This window comes from Pantoea sp. Cy-640 (assembly GCF_011752635.1).
GTDB classification, from domain to species: Bacteria; Pseudomonadota; Gammaproteobacteria; order Enterobacterales; family Enterobacteriaceae; genus Pantoea; species Pantoea dispersa.
Genome location: NZ_VWXB01000001.1, coordinates 1 through 17837 on the forward strand (window position 1 = coordinate 1; position 17837 = coordinate 17837).

At 61.4% G+C, this 17837-nt stretch carries 17 protein-coding genes; 9 read left to right on the top strand and 8 right to left on the bottom strand.

Annotated features, from left to right (window positions below):
• Positions 1 to 356 precede the first annotated feature (356 nt).
• Entirely contained in the window at positions 357 to 2042 is a 1686-nt protein-coding gene (gene hutU, locus F3J36_RS00005; RefSeq protein ID WP_166718604.1) for a urocanate hydratase, read from the bottom strand.
• Positions 2043 to 2052: 10 nt separating this feature from the next.
• A complete protein-coding gene (gene hutH / locus F3J36_RS00010) occupies positions 2053 to 3606 on the bottom strand; it encodes a histidine ammonia-lyase (protein WP_058757812.1) in 1554 nt (517 codons plus the stop codon).
• A 319-nt stretch (positions 3607 to 3925) separates the two neighbouring features.
• Between hutH (F3J36_RS00010) and hutC the strand changes: the two genes are divergently transcribed.
• Positions 3926 to 4681, top strand: a complete 756-nt coding sequence (gene hutC / locus F3J36_RS00015) for a histidine utilization repressor (protein WP_021508436.1) — start codon at positions 3926 to 3928, stop codon at positions 4679 to 4681.
• Here the strand turns inward: hutC and F3J36_RS00020 are convergent.
• Together F3J36_RS00020 and F3J36_RS00025 are read right to left on the bottom strand one after the other, a co-directional pair.
• Positions 4665 to 5204 (bottom strand): HutD family protein, encoded by a 540-nt coding sequence (locus F3J36_RS00020; RefSeq protein WP_166718605.1) that lies wholly within the window; start codon positions 5202 to 5204, stop codon positions 4665 to 4667. The two genes, hutC and F3J36_RS00020, sit on opposite strands and share 17 nt — an antisense overlap.
• On the bottom strand, positions 5201 to 6556 hold the full coding sequence (locus F3J36_RS00025) for a formimidoylglutamate deiminase (RefSeq protein WP_166718606.1): 1356 nt from the start codon (positions 6554 to 6556) through the stop codon (positions 5201 to 5203). The genes F3J36_RS00020 and F3J36_RS00025 overlap by 4 nt, the downstream gene beginning before the upstream one ends.
• Positions 6557 to 6640: 84 nt before the next feature.
• Here F3J36_RS00025 and hutI point away from each other — a divergent pair, with 84 nt between their 5' ends.
• From hutI to hutH (F3J36_RS00060), 7 genes are all read left to right on the top strand, one after another.
• The gene (gene hutI / locus F3J36_RS00030) at positions 6641 to 7855 is read left to right on the top strand and encodes an imidazolonepropionase (protein ID WP_088516387.1); all 1215 of its coding nucleotides are present in this window, start codon (positions 6641 to 6643) and stop codon (positions 7853 to 7855) included.
• A complete protein-coding gene (gene hutG, locus F3J36_RS00035; RefSeq protein WP_166718607.1) occupies positions 7852 to 8643 on the top strand; it encodes an N-formylglutamate deformylase in 792 nt (263 codons plus the stop codon). The genes hutI and hutG overlap by 4 nt, the downstream gene beginning before the upstream one ends.
• Before the next feature lie 348 nt (positions 8644 to 8991).
• Positions 8992 to 9843: a transporter substrate-binding domain-containing protein gene (locus F3J36_RS00040; protein WP_058769505.1), complete on the top strand. Its 852-nt coding sequence runs from the start codon at positions 8992 to 8994 to the stop codon at positions 9841 to 9843.
• 12 nt (positions 9844 to 9855) lie between these two features.
• A complete protein-coding gene (locus F3J36_RS00045) occupies positions 9856 to 10575 on the top strand; it encodes an ABC transporter permease (RefSeq protein ID WP_031279871.1) in 720 nt (239 codons plus the stop codon).
• 11 nt (positions 10576 to 10586) lie between these two features.
• Positions 10587 to 11315, top strand: a complete 729-nt coding sequence (locus tag F3J36_RS00050) for an ABC transporter permease (RefSeq protein WP_058757808.1) — start codon at positions 10587 to 10589, stop codon at positions 11313 to 11315.
• A 1-nt stretch (position 11316) separates the two neighbouring features.
• Positions 11317 to 12117 carry an ABC transporter ATP-binding protein gene (locus F3J36_RS00055; RefSeq protein WP_166718608.1) on the top strand — a complete coding sequence of 267 codons (801 nt, stop codon included), beginning with the start codon at positions 11317 to 11319 and terminating at the stop codon, positions 12115 to 12117.
• Positions 12114 to 13598, top strand: coding sequence for a histidine ammonia-lyase (gene hutH / locus F3J36_RS00060; RefSeq protein ID WP_166718609.1), 1485 nt, complete (start codon positions 12114 to 12116; stop codon positions 13596 to 13598). The genes F3J36_RS00055 and hutH (F3J36_RS00060) overlap by 4 nt, the downstream gene beginning before the upstream one ends.
• Before the next feature lie 33 nt (positions 13599 to 13631).
• Here the strand turns inward: hutH (F3J36_RS00060) and F3J36_RS00065 are convergent, their stop codons facing one another.
• Entirely contained in the window at positions 13632 to 14261 is a 630-nt protein-coding gene (locus F3J36_RS00065; RefSeq protein WP_021508426.1) for a flavin reductase family protein, read from the bottom strand.
• A gap of 179 nt (positions 14262 to 14440) precedes the next feature.
• On the opposite strand from F3J36_RS00065, the gene rlmF reads away from it, so the two are divergent.
• The gene (rlmF, locus tag F3J36_RS00070; RefSeq protein ID WP_166718610.1) at positions 14441 to 15367 is read left to right on the top strand and encodes a 23S rRNA (adenine(1618)-N(6))-methyltransferase RlmF; all 927 of its coding nucleotides are present in this window, start codon (positions 14441 to 14443) and stop codon (positions 15365 to 15367) included.
• Positions 15368 to 15434: 67 nt separating this feature from the next.
• Here rlmF and glnQ read toward each other — a convergent pair whose 3' ends face one another.
• From glnQ to glnH, 3 genes are all read right to left on the bottom strand, one after another.
• Complete coding sequence (gene glnQ, locus F3J36_RS00075; RefSeq protein WP_021508424.1) at positions 15435 to 16157, bottom strand: glutamine ABC transporter ATP-binding protein GlnQ; 723 nt, start codon at positions 16155 to 16157, stop codon at positions 15435 to 15437.
• Positions 16154 to 16813, bottom strand: coding sequence for a glutamine ABC transporter permease GlnP (glnP, locus tag F3J36_RS00080; RefSeq protein WP_021508423.1), 660 nt, complete (start codon positions 16811 to 16813; stop codon positions 16154 to 16156). Before glnP ends, glnQ begins: the two co-directional genes overlap by 4 nt.
• An 86-nt stretch (positions 16814 to 16899) precedes the next feature.
• Entirely contained in the window at positions 16900 to 17646 is a 747-nt protein-coding gene (glnH, locus tag F3J36_RS00085; RefSeq protein ID WP_021508422.1) for a glutamine ABC transporter substrate-binding protein GlnH, read from the bottom strand.
• Positions 17647 to 17837 lie beyond the last annotated feature (191 nt).

Below are 17837 nucleotides of genomic sequence, written 5' to 3' on the forward strand. Positions count from 1 at the left end.
GTGACACAGCTGCGTCATGGATTCCCCGCCTGCCTGGCAGGCGAGGATGAATTCAAGGCGTTGCATGGTAACAGTCTCAGTCCAGGGCATAGTGAGTCTCCTCTGCTATGCCGTTTATAACTGTTACTCATGTGCCCGGTCTAAAGTGTTACCCATGTGGCCGGTTTGTACCTAAATGCCGACCCTACAGGGATCGAGGGGATACCGCCGTGCTGGCGCTGCACGCGGTCGGCATCAATGCCGACCTTGTACAGTGCAACCTTTGCGAACAGTGTTAAGGCTTAACAGACCGCACATTGCGGCATTGCCCAGCCGGGGTAACATCCCGTAGGGTGCGCATTGATGCGCACCTGGAACTACTTCAGCATCGGCAAATTGAGACCGTGCTGCTCTGCGCAGGTCTGCGCCAGCTCGTAACCCGCATCGGCATGACGCATCACGCCGGTGGCCGGGTCGTTCCACAGCACGCGACCAAGGCGCGCATCCGCTTCAGCCGTACCGTCACAGACGATCACCACCCCGGAATGCTGCGAGAAGCCCATACCGACGCCGCCGCCGTGGTGCAGGCTCACCCAGGTGGCCCCACCGGCGGTGTTCAGCAGCGCGTTCAGCAGCGGCCAGTCTGACACCGCATCCGAGCCATCCTTCATCGCCTCGGTTTCACGGTTAGGTGACGCTACCGAGCCGCAGTCGAGGTGGTCACGACCAATCACGATCGGCGCTTTCAGCTCGCCGTTGCGCACCATCTCATTGAATGCCAGCGCGGCTTTATGACGCTCGCCCAGCCCCAGCCAGCAAATACGCGCCGGCAGGCCCTGGAAGGCGATGCGCTCCTGCGCCATATCCAGCCAGCGGTGCAGGTTTTTGTGTTCCGGGAACAGCTCTTTCAGTTTGGCGTCGGTTTTATAGATATCTTCCGCATCGCCAGACAGCGCCACCCAGCGGAACGGGCCTTTACCCTCGCAGAACAGCGGACGGATATACGCCGGCACAAAGCCCGGGAAATCAAAGGCGTTTTTCACCCCTTCATCCAGCGCTACCTGACGAATGTTGTTGCCGTAATCCACGGTCGGCACACCCATGTGGTGGAAGTCGAGCATCGCCTGTACGTGCTGCGCCATGGAGGCGCGTGCCGCTTTCTCTACCGCTTTCGGATTGCTGACGCGCTCGGCTTCCCAGCGTGCCACGTCCCAGCCCACCGGCAGATAGCCGTTGATCGGGTCGTGCGCGGAGGTCTGATCGGTCACGATGTCAGGCTTCATGCCGCCCGCTTTCGCGCGCTGCACCAGTTCCGGGACCAGCTCGGCCGCGTTGCCCAGCAGGCCCACGGAGATCGCCTGGCCGGCTTCGGTGGCGTTTTTGATCAGCGCCAGCGCCTCATCCAGGCTGTAAGCTTTATGGTCGAGGTAGCGGGTGCGCAGACGGAAATCGATGCGCGACTCCTGACACTCAATCGCCAGCACGCAGGCACCGGCCAGCACGCCCGCCAGCGGCTGCGCGCCGCCCATGCCGCCCAGACCGGCGGTGAGGATCCAGCGGCCGGTCAGGTCACTGTTGTAGTGCTGGCGACCGGCTTCAGCGAAGGTTTCAAAGGTACCCTGCACGATGCCCTGCGCGCCGATATAGATCCATGAACCGGCGGTCATCTGGCCATACATCATCAGCCCGGCCTTATCCAGCACGTGGAAGTGATCCCACGTCGCCCAGTGCGGCACCAGGTTGGAGTTGGCCAGCAGTACGCGCGGCGCATCGGCATGGGTGCGGAACACACCGACCGGCTTGCCGGACTGAATCAGCAGCGTCTCTTCCGGCTGCAGCGCACGCAGCGAGCGCAGAATCTGTTCAAAGCACGCCCAGTTGCGCGCGGCTTTGCCGATTCCGCCATACACCACCAGATCCTCCGGGCGTTCGGCCACGTCAGGATCGAGGTTGTTCTGAATCATGCGGTATGCCGCTTCAATCAGCCAGTTGGCGCAGTGCAGTTCATTACCGCGCGGCGCACGGATTTCACGGGCAACAGCCTGAGTCAAAGTTTCGCTCATCATCGGTTCCTTAATTAGCAGTAGAACGCTGGCTTGGCAGCAGCGCAGTAAGGGTTTCAGGCCAGACGTAACTGCTGGCCCACAGGCGCATGGCATCAATGTCCGGCGCCAGTAAACGGTCCTGATCGAGGAAGGCGACCTGCGCACGAATGCGGCTCATCTCCTGTTCGATCGCGGCAGAGCTTTGCAGCGGGCGGTGGAAGTCGATGCCCTGCGCTGCTGCCATCGCTTCAATGCCGACCACGGCAGCGGTGTTGAAGCACATCTCGCCCAGGCGGCGTGCCGCGTAGGTGGCCATCGATACGTGATCTTCCTGATTGGCTGAGGTCGGCAGGCTGTCGACGCTGCCCGGGTGCGCCAGCGATTTGTTCTCCGAGGCCAGCGCGGCAGCGGTAACCTGCGCAATCATGAAGCCCGAGTTCACACCGCCGTCGCGCACCAGGAAGGGCGGCAGGCCGGAGAGACCGGTGTCGAGCAGCAGCGCCAGGCGGCGTTCGGAGATGGCACCGACTTCGGCTATCGCCAGTGCGATGATGTCGGCGGCAAAGGCCACCGGCTCGGCGTGGAAGTTACCGCCGGAGATCACGTCGCCGCTGTCGCTGAAGACCAGCGGGTTGTCAGAAGCGGCGTTGGCTTCAATCTGCAGCACGCGCGCGGCGTGGCTGAGGTTATCGAGACAGGCACCCATCACCTGCGGTACGCAGCGGATCGAGTAGGGATCCTGCACGCGCCCGCAGTTGCTGTGCGAACTGAGAATTTCGCTGCCTTCGAGCAGCGTCGCTACCGCAGCGGCGACGGCAATCTGCCCGTGCTGGCCGCGCGCCTGATGGATGCGCGCATCAAACGGTTTAACCGAGCCTTTAATCGCTTCCAGCGACAGCGCGCCGGCCATCAGCCCGGCGGCAAACAGATTTTCGGCTTCAAACAGCCCACGCAGCGCCAGCGCGGTAGAGACCTGGGTGCCGTTGAGCAACGCCAGACCCTCTTTTGGTCCCAGCACAATCGGCTGCAGGCCGACGCGAGCCAGGCCTTCGCTGGCGGGCACCAGCTGGCCGTCAATGCGCACCTGGCCTTCACCGAGCAGCATCAGGGAGAGATGCGCCAGCGGCGCCAGATCGCCGGACGCGCCAACCGATCCCTTCGCCGGGATGCACGGCATCACGCCGGCGTTGAACAGCGCCAGCAGCGCGTCAATCAGTTCCATACGGATGCCCGAGTGGCCGCGTGCCAGGCTGATGATTTTGCTGGCGACTACCAGGCGGGTGACGTTGTCCGGCAGCAGATCGCCGAGGCCGACGCTGTGTGACAGCACCAGGTTACGCTGCAGTTCCGCCAGGCGTTCGGCGGGAATCTGCGTTTGTGCCAGCTTGCCGAAGCCGGTGTTGATGCCGTACACCACTTTGCCAGAGGCGACGATGGCCTCGACGGTTTCACGTGCGCGGTCAATATCCGCCCGCGCTTCCTCTGCCAGCTGCAGCGTCACCTTCTCCTGATAAATACGGCGTAAGGTGGCGAGGTCCACTTCACCGGGAACGAGGCGAATTGCCTGAACCGAACCTGACATAGTCTACTCCTGTCTATACAAGTGATCTGCCACGTTGTGGCGGAGCGCAAGATGCGATGGCATCCGCCAGAGGCGCTATAAGTGTTGTGAGTGAAGCATAAGTGTCTAATCTTGTCTATACAAGTAGCAAGCGCTGTGCCAGATTGATCGTATTCTGTGAAACGTGCCGCAATGCGGGTGCGGCAACCTTCAGCCTGGTACGCTGCACCAAAAGCGGGCGGCAGCTGCACCATGTGGGCAGGCTATGCACCATTGGATGTATATACATTTAGGCGGCGAGACAGTAAACTTCACACATCATTTGGAAAAGGAACAGGAAATGGCGGAGCAAACGGCAATCGCACAGCTGGCGGCAGCGATGGGGGATGAACCCGCGCCCATTTACCAGCGCGTTAAGCAGGCAATCGTCAGCCAGATCCGCGAAGGTCACTGGAAAGCCAACCAGCGGGTGCCGTCGGAGAGCGAGCTGGTCAATGAACTGGGCGTCAGCCGCATGACCATCAACCGCGCGCTGCGCGAACTCACCAGCGAAGGGTTTCTGGTGCGCATGCAGGGCGTCGGGACCTTTGTTGCGGAAATGAAGGGCTACACCGCAATGCTGGAAGTGCATAACATCGCCGATGAAATTGCCCAGCGCGGCCACACGCACAGCTGCAAAATTCTCTCGATAGGTCAGATGAAGGCCGATCCGGAACAGGCGGCGGTGCTGGGACTCTCCACCGGCCAGACGCTGTATCATTCGCTGATCGTGCACTACGAAAATGAGCTGCCGGTGCAACTGGAAGATCGTCTGGTCAATCCGCTGGTCGCGCCTGACTACCTCAGCCAGGATTATCACAGCCTGACGCCGTACACTTATCTGATGCGCGTCGCCCCGCTGACCGCCGGTGAGCATATCGTTGAAGCGGTACTGCCGGATTTGCGCCAGCGTAAGCATCTGGCGCTGGACGAGCATGAGCCGTGCCTGCTTATCCGCCGTCAGACGTGGAGCGACAACAAAATCGTCACCTATGCGCGCCTGCTCTATCCAGGCTCTCGCTACAAATTGCTGGGCCGCTTCAGGGGACACGGCTAAGCGCGATAAACAGCAGGCTGGCCTCTGTCGTTTGCGGCACCAGCTGCTGCTGCTCCTGCAGCCACCACATTCCCTGCTGCGCCAGCAGCGTCTCGCCCGCACTGCTGCGCCATGTACCGGCCAGCACATACGCCACGCCATGCAGGCCGCTGACCGCCTGCTGCTCCACGCTTACCGCCGCGCGCCAGGCGTCGCGCCGCGTCATGATATTGAAGTCCTGACAGCTGCCGCTGACCTGCGCCTCTATCGCCCATTCGCCGGGAAAGGCCCACGGCTGATGGGGCAGCAACGGCTGTTCGGCCTGTTCACAGCGCAGCAGCACGCTATCGCCCTGAAGCAGGGTAATTACCCGATCGACGCCGGGGAAGGGCGAGAACGGCCCGTCGGCGTCGATGGTGGCGATGCTGGCGCGCCACTGGAACTCTGCTGCGCTCGGCGGATAGCTGATAATTTCGCGCGTTTCCCCGCCGCCGTTGCGCCAGCGGCTGACCGGCAGCTGCGCGTAGTCAAAGCGCGCGATCATTGCAGCGCCCGCATTGCCCGGGCGAAGCCAGCGGCGGCCGCTTCTTCCGCCACGTGGTGGCCTTGCTGAATCACCGGCTGTCCGGCAACAAACACGTCTCGAATTTGCTGGCTGCTGCCGGCAAACAGCCAGCGATTGATCAGCGCGGCGGAGCTGACGCTGGCCAGCAGCGCATCCTCCTCCAGCACCAGCCAGTCGGCGCGTTTGCCCACCGCCAGCTCACCGCTGGCAATGCCACAGGCCTGCGCGCCGCCCTGCGCCGCCTGCTGCCACAGCAGATCGCCGACCGAGGGTTGATCGGTTAGCGTGATGCGGTTGCGGCGACGATCGCGCAGTCGCTGGCCATACTCCAGCCAGCGCAGCTCCTCCAGCGCACTGAGCGAAACGTGACTGTCGGAGCCAACGCCCCAGCGCCCGCCGCGCCCGATATACTCCACCGCCGGGAAGATGCCGTCGCCGAGATTGGCTTCGGTGGTGGGACACAGCCCGGCAATCGCGCCGCTGTCCGCCATGCGCGCGATCTCCTGCTGATCGAGATGGGTGGCGTGAATCAGGCACCAGCGTGCATCAACGGCAAAGCGGTTATACAGCCACGCCACCGGCCGTTCGCCGCTCCATGCCAGACTGTCATTAACCTCTTTTTCCTGCTCGGCAACGTGAATGTGTACCGGCAGATGCGCAGCGCTGGCGGCCAGCACCTCATGCATCTGGGCTTCGCTCACCGCGCGCAGCGAGTGGAAACACAGGCCGTGGTTGATCAGCGGCTGCTGCGCGCTCCACTGCGCGACGCGCTGCTGCTGCTGCAGATAGGCATCGGTGTGCTGAATGAAGCGTCGCTGACCGTCGCTGGCCGGCTGCGCACCGAAGCCGCTGTAGCTGTACAGCACCGGCAGCAGCGTCTGGCCGATACCGGCAGTGTGCGCTGCCTGCATCAGCTGTTGCAGCATCGCATCGTCGGCATACGGCTGGCCGTGCGGATCGTGATGCAGATAGTGAAATTCCGCCACCTGGCTGTAGCCGCCCTTGAGCATATCAATGTAGAGATGGGTGGCGATGGCACCGACCTGCTCAGGCGACAGGCGCTGCACCATGCGGTACATCAGATCGCGCCACGTCCAGAAGCTGTCCTGCGGATCGCCTGCCACTTCCGCCAGCCCGGCCATGGCGCGCTGGAAGGCATGGGAATGCAGGTTGGCCATCGCCGGAATCACCGGGCCGGCCAGGCGCACGGCGTCACCGGGCGTACTGTTGGCGGTAAGGGCGCGAATAAATCCCTGATCGTCGGTCGCGATCAGCACGTTTTCCTGCCAGCCGTCGGCCAGCCGTGCGCGTGGGGCAAAATAAACTGCCATGGTTGATCCTCAATGGCGGAAAGTTGTATATACATATACATACTTTGAGGCGCAGTGTAAATCGCCAGACAAAAGGGGAGTGGGATGGCAAGTAAACAGATCGACAGCCTGTGGCTGGGGGCCGATGTGGTCACCATGCGTGACGGTCGCTATAACCTGATTGAGGATGGCGCCGTGGCGGTGGATAACGGCGAGCTGGTGTGGGTCGGCCCGCGCAGCGCATTACCGGACTTTGCCCCGCGCCGGCAGCAGCAGTTTGACGGCGGCATCATTACGCCCGGTCTGGTGGATTGCCACACGCATCTGGTGTTTGGCGGCGATCGCAGCCAGGAGTTCGAACAGCGGCTCAACGGCGTGAGCTATGCGGAGATCGCCGCGCAGGGCGGCGGCATCCTGTCGACGGTGCGCGCCACGCGCGCGGCCAGCCAGCAGCAGCTGGTGGCGTCGGCGCGCTGGCGGCTCGATCGCCTGCTGGCCGAAGGCGTTACCACGGTGGAAATTAAATCCGGCTACGGGCTGGACGAAGAGAGCGAGCTCACTCTGCTGCGCGCTATCCGCGAGCTGGCGCAGTCGGTGCCTGCCGATGTGCAGGCCACCTGCCTGGCGGCGCACGGCTTCCCGCCAGAGTTCAGGGATAACCCGCAGGGCTGGATCGATATTATCTGTCAGCACCTGTTACCGCGGGTGAAAGCGGAGGGGCTGGCGGATGCGGTCGACGCGTTTTGCGAACACCTGGCGCTGTCACCGCAGCAGGTGAGCGCGGTATTTGATGCCGCCAAAGCGCTCGGCCTGCCGGTGAAGCTGCACGCTGAACAGCTGTCGGCACTCGGCGGGGCCGCACTGGCGGCGCGCTATGGCGCGCTCTCTGCCGATCACCTCGAATATGCCACCGAACAGGATGCGCGCGCGATGGCGGAGCATGGCACGGTGGCGGTACTGCTGCCCGGAGCGTTCTATCTGCTGCGCGAGACGCAGCGTCCGCCGGTCGAACTGTTCCGCCAGCACGGCGTGCCAATGGCGCTGGCCAGCGATGCCAATCCGGGCACGTCACCGGCGCTGTCGCTGCGGCTGATGCTGAACATGGGCTGTACGCTGTTTGGCCTGACGCCGGAGGAAGCGCTGGCCGGCGTCACGCTGTGGGGCGCAAAGGCGCTTGGCCTGCAGGCCACGCACGGCTCGCTGGAGCCAGGCAAAGTAGCCAATTTTGTCCACTGGCCGCTGGCTCGCCCGGCTGAGCTGGTTTACTGGCTGGGCGGCGAACTGCCGTGCCAGGTTATCTATCGTGGAGAAGCGCAATGACCCCTTTTCATTTCACCGCCGGTAAGCTGCCGCTGCTGGTCAGTATTCCGCATGCCGGTACCCAACTGACGCCGGAGGTTGACGCCGGGCTGAGCGAGGCCGCGTGCGGCCTGCCGGATACCGACTGGCATATTCCGCTGCTGTACGACTTTGTGCGCGACCTCGGTGCCAGCGTGCTGATCGGACACTACTCGCGCTTCGTGATCGATCTCAACCGTCCGCCGGACAATCAGCCGCTGTACAGCACGGCCACCACCGGGCTCTATCCGGAGACGCTGTTTGATGGCACGCCAACCTTCAAACCCGGCATGACGCCGGACAGCGCGGCGCGTCAGCGCTATCTGGAGACTATCTGGCAACCCTATCATCAGCAGATTCAGCAGGAGCTGGCGCGGCTGAAAGCCGAACATGGCTATGCGCTGCTGTTTGATGCGCACTCCATCGCTTCGGTGATTCCGCGCCTGTTCGACGGCCAGCTGCCGGACCTGAACATCGGCACCAACGATGGCGCCAGCTGTTCGGCGGCCAGCATCGCGGCGATTGAGCAGGTGTGCGCCGCGCAAAGCGACTACAGCTGGGTGGTGAACGGACGCTTTAAAGGCGGCTACATCACGCGCGCTTACGGCCAGCCAGCGCAGGGCGTGCAGGCGGTGCAGCTGGAGCTGGCGCAGCTGAATTACATGGATGAGGTGCCGCCGTTTGCCTGGCAGCAGGATCGCGCCACGCGGTTGCAGCACGTGCTGAAGCCGCTGCTGCAGGCGTTTCTGCAGGCGGGGAAAGCCGTTTAATTGATGCGGGTCGCCATCACGGTGACCCCGTTTCTCATGTGGCGGATGTACATCCGCTGCCTCACTCCCCAATGCTGTGCAACCTCTGCCCTGAAAGTGTGCACAACGCGGTCCGCCTGACGCCGATCCCCTCCGTTTACCGTCTTAGCCGATCTGGCACAGCCCTTGCTAGCTTGTATGTACAAGTAAAGACCGCGCGGCAATGATGACTATTTATTCTGGCTGGCTCACAAAAAGCTTATGCCGACAATGATCTGCCGCAAGCTAACTTGTATATACATGAAATGTCATTTGCGCTGTATCAGCCAACAGAGACAGCCAGATTTGTTAACCACCAGGAGAAGACGTATGACACACCGTGCCCCGTTTCGCCGTTTTTGCCTTACCACGCTGTTTGCCAGCCTGATGCTGGCCGGCGTGGCTGCCGAGGCTAAAGAGTGGAAATCCATCACCATCGCCACTGAAGGCAGCTATGAGCCGTGGAACCTGACGCTGCCGGGCGGCAAGCTGGGCGGCTTCGAACCTGAACTGATGGAAGATCTCTGCAAGCGCATGAGCATTCAGTGCAAGCTGGTGGTGCAGAACTGGGACGGGATGATTGCCGGACTGAACGCCGGGAAATATGACGTCATCATGGATGCGATTGTGATTACGCCGGACCGGAAAAAAGTGGTCAACTTCACCACGCCGTACGCGTCAACGCCGGCGACCTTCATCACCAGCAAAGATAACCCGCTGCTGCCGGCCGATAAGAACATCATCAAACTGCACGACGACGAGGCGGCCATCAATGCGGCCATCGCCCCGCTGAAGGCGGCGCTCAAGGGCAAAACCATCGGCATTGCCTCCGGCACCGTGTATACGCCGTTTATCGATAAATACTTCAAAGATGTGGCCGACGTGCGCGAATACACCGCTTCGGCGGATGCGATTCTCGATCTGCAGGCGGGTCGCATCGATGCGGTGTTTGATGACGTGACCTTCGCGCAGTCGATGCTGGCGCGTAAAGAGAACAGCAACCTGACGTTCAGCGGCCCGCAGCTGGGCGGTCCGATCTGGGGGGAAGGCGAAGCGATGGGCGTGCGCATGGCTGATAACGACCTGAAGGCCAAACTCGATGCCGCCATTCACGCTGCGCTGGCGGACGGCACGGTGAAAAAGCTGAGCGAGAAGTGGTTTAAAACTGACGTAACGCCGTAAGTGAGGTGAAAGATGATGAGCCTGCTGAGTTTTGGTGCAGATGGCTGGGGTCGCCTGATTCTGAGCGCCGCCGGTACTACGCTGCTGCTGTCGCTGGCGGCGCTGATGATTGGCGCCGTGGTCGGTTCCGGCGTGGCGGCGGCGAAACTCTCGCACCAGCGCTGGCTGCGCTGGCTGGGTGAAAGCTATTCGGTGGTGTTTCGCGGCATCCCGGAACTGCTGGTGATCTACCTGTTCTACTTCGGTGGATCGGGGTTGATCACGCTGGTCGGCCAGCTGTTTGGTGCTGACGGCTTTATTGAAGCGCCGCCGTTCCTGATTGGCGCGCTGGCTATCGGGCTCATCTCCGGATCCTATCAGGGTGAAGTGTATCGCGCTGCGCGCCTGGCGCTGGCGAAGGGCGAAGTCGAAGCGGCGGTAGCCATCGGGATGCCGCGCTGGCGTATCGCCCAGCGCATCCTCGTCCCGCAGATTGTGCGCTACGCGCTGCCGGGGATGTCCAACGTCTGGCAGATGAGCCTGAAAGATTCGGCGCTGGTGTCAGTGACCGGCATCGTCGAGCTGATGCGCGCCAGCCAGGTGGCGGCCGGTTCAACGCGCGATTACTTCACCTTTTACCTGATTGGCGGTGGCTGCTATCTGCTGCTGACACTGCTGTCGAACCATGCGTTTCGCCGCGCGGAATCGCGCCTCGGCCGCGCATGGCAAAGTCGCACTGCGGCACAGCACTAAGGAGCAGCAGCATGATCGACTTCGCTTTTCTTGCCGACACTTTTCTTAAGCTGAGCGCGGCGCTGCCGGTGACGCTCGGGCTGTTTATCAGCGCCTTTGTCTGCGGCGGGCTGCTGGCGCTGGGTATTCTGGCGCTGCGCATGAGCCGCTGGCGGCTGCTGAGCGGTTTTGCGCGCGGCTATATTCTGGTGTTTCGCGGCTCGCCGCTGCTGATTCAGCTGTTTCTCATCTACTACGGGCTCGGCCAGTTTGGCGTGATTCGCCACAGCTTCGTCTGGCCGTTTCTGCGCGAGCCGTTTATCTGCGCGGTGCTGGCGCTGTCGCTGTGTACCGCCGCTTACACCGCTGAGATCCTGCGCGGTGCGCTGCTGGCGGTGCCGGCAGGTCAGGTCGAAGCCGGGCTGGCCTGCGGCATGTCACGCTGGCTGCTGCTGCGCCGCATCATCGCGCCGATCATGCTGCGCTATGCGCTGCCGGCGTACTCCACCGAGGCGATTCTGCTGGTGAAATCCACCGCGCTCGCCAGCCTTGTCACGGTGTGGGATGTCACCGGCGTGGCGCAGCAGATCATCCAGCGTACCTATCGCACTATGGAAGTGTTTGTCTGCGCTGCGGCGATCTACCTGATTCTCAACTTTATTATCGTCCAGCTGTACGCGCTGTTAGAGCGCCGTCTGACCCCGGTGCACCGCGCTGAAAAAAAGCCGCTGCCCGCCGTTAAACCGCTTGCCGGAGAGTAATATGCATTCCACTTCACCAGTCACCTTATCCGCCACTGATATCCATAAATCCTTTGGCGCTATGGAGGTGCTCAAGGGCATCTCGCTGCAGGCGCATCAGGGCGATGTTATTTCAATTCTCGGTGCCAGCGGCTCGGGCAAAAGTACCTTGCTGCGCTGCATCAATCTGCTGGAAACGCCGGATGCCGGCGTGGTGAGCGTCGGCGGCGAAACCATTGAAATGAAGCGCCACGCGCGCGGCCATCAGCTGGCGGCGAATCCTAAGCAGATTGAACGCCTGCGCTCGCGGCTGGGCATGGTGTTTCAAAGCTTCAATCTGTGGTCGCACATGACGGTGCTGCAGAACGTGATTGAAGGTCCGCACTATGTGCTGAAGCGCGACAAAAAGAGTTGTATCGTCCAGGCAGAGCAGTTGCTGGATCGCGTCGGGCTGCTTAACCGCAAGGATTTTTACCCGGCGCAGCTCTCCGGCGGCCAGCAGCAGCGCGTGGCGATTGCCCGTGCGCTGGCGATGGACCCGGAAGTGATGCTGTTTGATGAGCCAACCTCGGCGCTCGACCCGGAACTGGTTGGCGAGGTGCTCAAGGTGATGCGCAGCCTGGCGGAAGAAGGGCGCACCATGCTGGTGGTGACGCACGAGATGGGCTTCGCGCGCAACGTCTCTAATCGCGTGGTGTTTATGCATCAGGGCAACATCGATTGCGAGGGCACGCCGGAAGCAATGTTTGGCGCCAGCGGTTCATCGCGCTTTAAGCAGTTTATCTCCAGCCATCAGAGCCATCACGCGGAGCAGCCAGTATGACCGTCGTCTGGGGCGATGCGCCGCTGACCTGGCAGGAACTGGTACAGGTAGCGCGACATAACGCCGAACTGACGCTGAGCGCCGCCGCCTGGCAGCGCATTGCGCGCGGTCGCGAGATCGTCGAACAGATCGTTGCCAGCGGCCAGATTGCCTATGGCATCAACACCGGGCTGGGGGCGCTGTGTAACATCACCCTGCCAGAAGACCAGCTCAGCCAGCTGTCACGCAATACGTTGCTGAGCCACGCCTGCGGCGTCGGTCCGCTGCTGACGCGCGAGCAGACGCGCGCCATTCTGTGTGCGGCCATCGCCAACTACAGCCACGGCAAATCCGGCGTTTCGGTGGCGCTGGTGCAGCATCTGCTGGCGCTGCTCAATCAGCAGATCACGCCGCAGGTGCCATCGCAGGGTTCAGTCGGTTATCTCACCCACATGGCGCATATCGGGCTGGCGCTGATTGGCGTGGGCGAGGTTGAGTACCAGCAACAGGTGATGCCGGCGGAGCAGGCGCTGCGGCTGGCTGGCTTGCAGCCGTATCGCCCCGGTGCCAAAGAGGGCCTGAGCCTGGTCAACGGTACGCCGTGCATGACCGGGCTGAGCTGTCTGGCGCTGGACGATGCGGCGCGGCTGCTGGATTGCGCGGATGTCACCGGCGCGATGAGCTTCGAAGCGCTGCGCGGTCAGCTGGCGGCCTTTGACGCCGAGGTGATTGCGCTGAAAGCCAGCCCCGGTATGCAGCACAGCGGCCAGCGTCTGCGTGTGCTGCTGAGCGACAGCCCGTTGCTGGCGGCGAGCTGCGGCATACGCACCCAGGATGCGCTCAGCCTGCGTTCGATGCCGCAGGTGCACGGCGCCAGCCGCGATCAGTTTGCCCACGCGGCGCGTCAGGTTGAGATCGAGCTAAACGCCTGCACCGATAATCCGCTGGTGCTGGGCACGCCGGACAACTGGCGCGTGGTGTCGCAGGCCAATCCGCACGGTGAATCGGTCGCCATGGCGGCCGATCTGCTGGCGATTGCCATGGCGGAGATTGGCAGCATTGCCGAGCGCCGGCTGGATCGGCTGGTCAATCCGCTGGTCAGCGGGCTGCCGCCGTTTCTGGTGGCGCAGCCGGGCGTCAACTCCGGCATGATGATCGCGCAATACGTGGCGGCTTCCCTGTGCGCGGAGAATCGTCAGCTGGCGCAGCCGGCGGTGCTGGACAATTACGTCACCTCGGGACTGCAGGAGGATCACCTCAGCCTCGGTACCGGCGCGGCGCTCAAGCTGCTCAGGCTGCTGAATAACCTCTGGCAGGTGCTGGCGATTGAGTACCTGCTGGCGGCGCAGGCGCTGGATTTTCACGGTGAGGCGCAGCTGGCCAGCGGCACGGGCCGGGCGCTACGCGCGCTGCGTGCTGAGGTTGCCACCTGGCAGGAGGATCGCTGGCTGGCACCGGAGATAGCCCGGACGGTGAAGGTGTTACAGACGCTGGCCTGCTAGCGGCGCGAGGTGTCGCGCCGCCAGTGTCCTGATTTAACCGCGGCGCGCGTCCGGGCGCACCAGATCAAAACGCTGATCTTCGCTGATCGCGTAATAGGCGGAAGGACCGCCGGCGCGCAGAATCGGCTGCGCTTTGGCGGTCTGGTAGATGCCGTTCTCCAGCAGCGCTTCATCGATATGAATCGCCACCGCTTCGCCCAGTACCAGCCAGCTCTCCAGCTCGCCTCCCTGTGCATCCTGCAGGCGAATCAGCTGCGTCAGGCGACACTCAAAGTTGACCGGGCTCTCCGCTACCATGCTGACGTTAACGTGGGAAGCGGCCAGCGGCGTCAGGCCGGCGAGGGCAAACTCGTCGTGATCGGGCGGTACCGAGGCGGAGCTCTCATTCATGGCTTCTGCCAGCGGACGCGTCGCCAGGTTCCAGACAAACTCGCCGGTTTCACTGATATTCTGCACGCTGTCTTTCCAGCCGCTGCTGGCAAAACCAATGATTGGCGGATGGTAGTTAAAACAGTTAAAGAAACTATAGGGCGCCAGATTGCGCTGGCCGCTGGCGCTTTGCGAGCTGACCCAGCCAATCGGGCGCGGGCCGACGATGGCGTTGAGCGGATCGTGAGGCAGACCGTGTCCACTGCGTGGCTGATAAGTGTAACGTTGACGCATTTGCGCTCCTGATTCGTCCTTTATACTGCGTGTTCCGGCGGCGCTGGCGGCTGGACGCAGTATTGCGGATGCAGTTTTAGGGAGAATAGATTTAAATTCGTTGCACTAAATTTTCCTGGCGGATTGTGCGCTGCCGTCATCCAGCGTATCTTACGCGCGCATTAATGTCCGGAGAATCTATGAACAAGCCTGCCGCTACCGCGCTCTTTCATCCGCGTAACCGCCATCAGGGCCGTTATGATTTTGCTGCCCTGACTGCCGCGCATCCGCCGCTGGCGGACAAAGTGCGCCCCAACGGTTACGGTGAGCTGTCGGTTGATTTCGCCGATCCGCACGCGGTGCTGCTGCTGAACCAGGCGCTGCTGAAACTGTTTTATAACCTGAACTGGCAGCTGCCGGAAGGCTATCTGACGCCGCCAGTACCAGGCCGCGCTGACTATATCCATGCGCTGGCGGATCTGCTGGCCAGCGATAACGGTGGCGTGCTGCCGCGCGATCTCGACGTGATGGATATTGGCTGCGGCGCCAACTGCATCTATCCGCTGATCGGTCACGCGGAGTATGGCTGGCGCTTTACCGGCACCGACATCAGCGCGGACGCCGTTAACGCCGCCAGTCAGATTGTGGCCAGTAATCCCGGCCTGCAGCGCGCCATTCGCCTGCGCCGTCAGAAGCACGAGAGCGCGATTTTTGCTGGCGTGGTGCACAAGAATGAACGCTATCACGCGGTACTGTGTAATCCGCCGTTCCACGCCTCGGCGGCCGATGCGGCGGCCGGCAGCCAGCGTAAAGTGCGCAATCTCGGCCTGAGCAGGCAGGCACCGCTTAACTTCGGCGGTCAGCATAACGAGCTGTGGTGCGACGGCGGTGAGCGTGCGTTTATCGGCCGGATGATCGATGAAAGCGTCGCATTAGGCGATCGCATCGTCTGGTTTACCTCGCTGGTGTCGCGCAAAGAGCATCTGCCCGAGCTGCGCGACCGGCTGAAGGCGCACGACGCTTATCAGGTACGCATCGTCGACATGGCGCAGGGCCAGAAGCAGAGCCGCTTTATCGCCTGGACATTTTTACCGCCCGCCACGCGCGCGCAGCGGCTGGCACGCTAAGCGCTGCTCAGGTAAAAAAAAAAGCCGCTACGGGGATCCGCAGCGGCTTTGTTGTTTTTACGCCGTATTAAGAGACGTGCTGCAGGAACTCACGCAGACGGTCGCTCGGCGGGTTAGTGATCAGATCGTCCGGATTGCCATCTTCCGCGATGGTACCTTTGTCGATAAAGATCAGGCGCGACGCCACTTTCTGTGCGAAGCCCACTTCATGGGTCACGATCACCATGGTCATGCCTTCTTCCGCCAGATCCTGCATCACTTTCAGCACTTCGTGACGCAGCTCGGGATCGAGTGCCGAGGTAGGCTCATCGAACAGCATCATCTTCGGCTTCACCGCCAGCGCACGAGCAATCGCCACGCGCTGCTGCTGGCCGCCAGACAGCTCAGAAGGGAAGTGGTGCGCGCGCTCGGCGAGGCCGACCTTGCCCAGCAGCTCACGTGCCAGTTTGTGTGCGGCGTCTTTCTTCGCCCCGCGCACGCGGATCGGACCAAAGGCCACGTTGTCCAGCGCGCTCATCTGCGGGAACAGATGGAACTGCTGGAACACCATACCGGCTTCCTGACGGATCAGGCGTTCATCCACTTTCGGATCGTTAACCTTCATGCCATCGACAATCAGTTCGCCGCTGCTGATCTCTTCCAGCTTGTTGATGCAGCGCAGCAGGGTAGATTTACCGGAGCCGGACGGCCCGATGATTACCACCACTTCACCCTGATTAATTTTCAGGTTGATGTCGTGCAGTACCTGAGTCTGGCCGAAGTTTTTCGAGACGTTTTTAAATTCAATCACAGGATTTTCACCCTTTTCTCAATACGGCGCAGCACAAAGCTCAACACCAGCGTAATAACCAGGTAAATGATGGCAACGGCGCTCCAGATCTCCAGCGCGCGGAAGTTACCGGCGATGATCTCCTGGCCCTGACGGGTCAGTTCCGCCACGCCAATCACGATGAACAGCGAGGTATCTTTGATGCTGACGATCCACTGGTTACCCAGCGGCGGCAGCATGCGGCGCAGCGCCAGCGGCATGATTACGTAGCGCAGCGTTTCGCGGCGCGACAGGCCAAGCGCCAGGCCGGCTTCACGGAAACCTTTGTTGATCGACAGCACCGCACCGCGGGTAATCTCCGCAATGTAGGCACCGGAGTTGATCATGATGGTCACGACGGCGGCGGTGAACGGGTCGATGCGCAGGTCCGGGAAGGCCATCGGCAGGGCGAAGTAGATGAACATCACCTGCACCACGATCGGCGTGCCGCGAATCAATTCAATGAACACTAACGCGATGTTGTTGGTGATCCAGCCGCCGTAGGCGCGGGCGAAACCGGCCACGAGGCCGATAACCAGGCCGCCAATCAGGCCGAGGATCGAGATAAGCAGGGTCATTTTGGCGCCTTCGATCAGGATCGGTAAGGCGGGCCAGATGACGCTCCAGTCAAACTCCATGGTGTGACTCCAGAATCTGTTGCAGTGGAAATGTAAAAAGCAGGGAGAACAAAGCTCCCTGCTGATAAAAAGGCGTCAGGCCTGAATTATTTAGGTTCGCTGCCGAACCATTTTTTATAGATAGTGTTGTAGGTACCGTTGTCGTGCAGGGTTTTCAGCGCGCCATTCACTTTCTCACGCAGGTCGTCGCTGCCTTTCGGGAAAGCGATGCCATACTGCTGCGCTTCGATGGAGTCACCGACGGCTTTGAAACGGCCTTTGCCAGCGGTGTGGATGAAGTACAGGATGTTTGGCGTGTCGTGCAGCACGGCGTCAGCACGGTTAGTGCCTAACTCCATGTACGCGTTATCGATGTTCGGGAACTGGCGCAGGTCTTTAGTTTTGATATGCGCTTTGGCGTAATCCACCGAACCGGTGCCGCTTTTCACTGCCACCACTTTACCGTTCAGATCGTCGATGCCTTTGATGTCGTTTTCGTTGTTACGCACCATCACCAGCAGGCCGCTTTTGTAGTAGCCGTCAGAGAATTCGATGGCTTTTTTACGTTCTTCGGTAATGGTGATGCCGGCCAGCGCCAGGTCAACGTTTTTGGTTTGCAGCGCCGGAATGATGCCGCTGAAATCCATCGGCTTCAGGGTGTAATCCAGCTTCAGCTGTTTAGCGATAGCGTCCCACAGGTCGATATCAAAGCCGACGTACTTGTCGCCCTGTTTGAATTCAAACGGAACGAAGGCGGTGTCGGTAGCGACCACCAGTTTCTTGTCTGCTGCAGTGGAGGAAAGCGAGAAGGCCAGCGCCAGCGCGGCCACGGAGACTTTAATCAACGACTTCATCATTTTTTTCCTTATTACCCGTCAGGCCTGGTGGCCTGATGTACGGCTCATCATATGAAAAAATTATGCCAACTTTTCTCAAACGCGGAAATCAACAGAATGCCGGGGCAGGCTGACACGATTCTGCACGTCGGGAAAAGTTTGCACCAGAATGAATCACCAAAATGGTGCATTGTGCTGTGGTGGTGCAG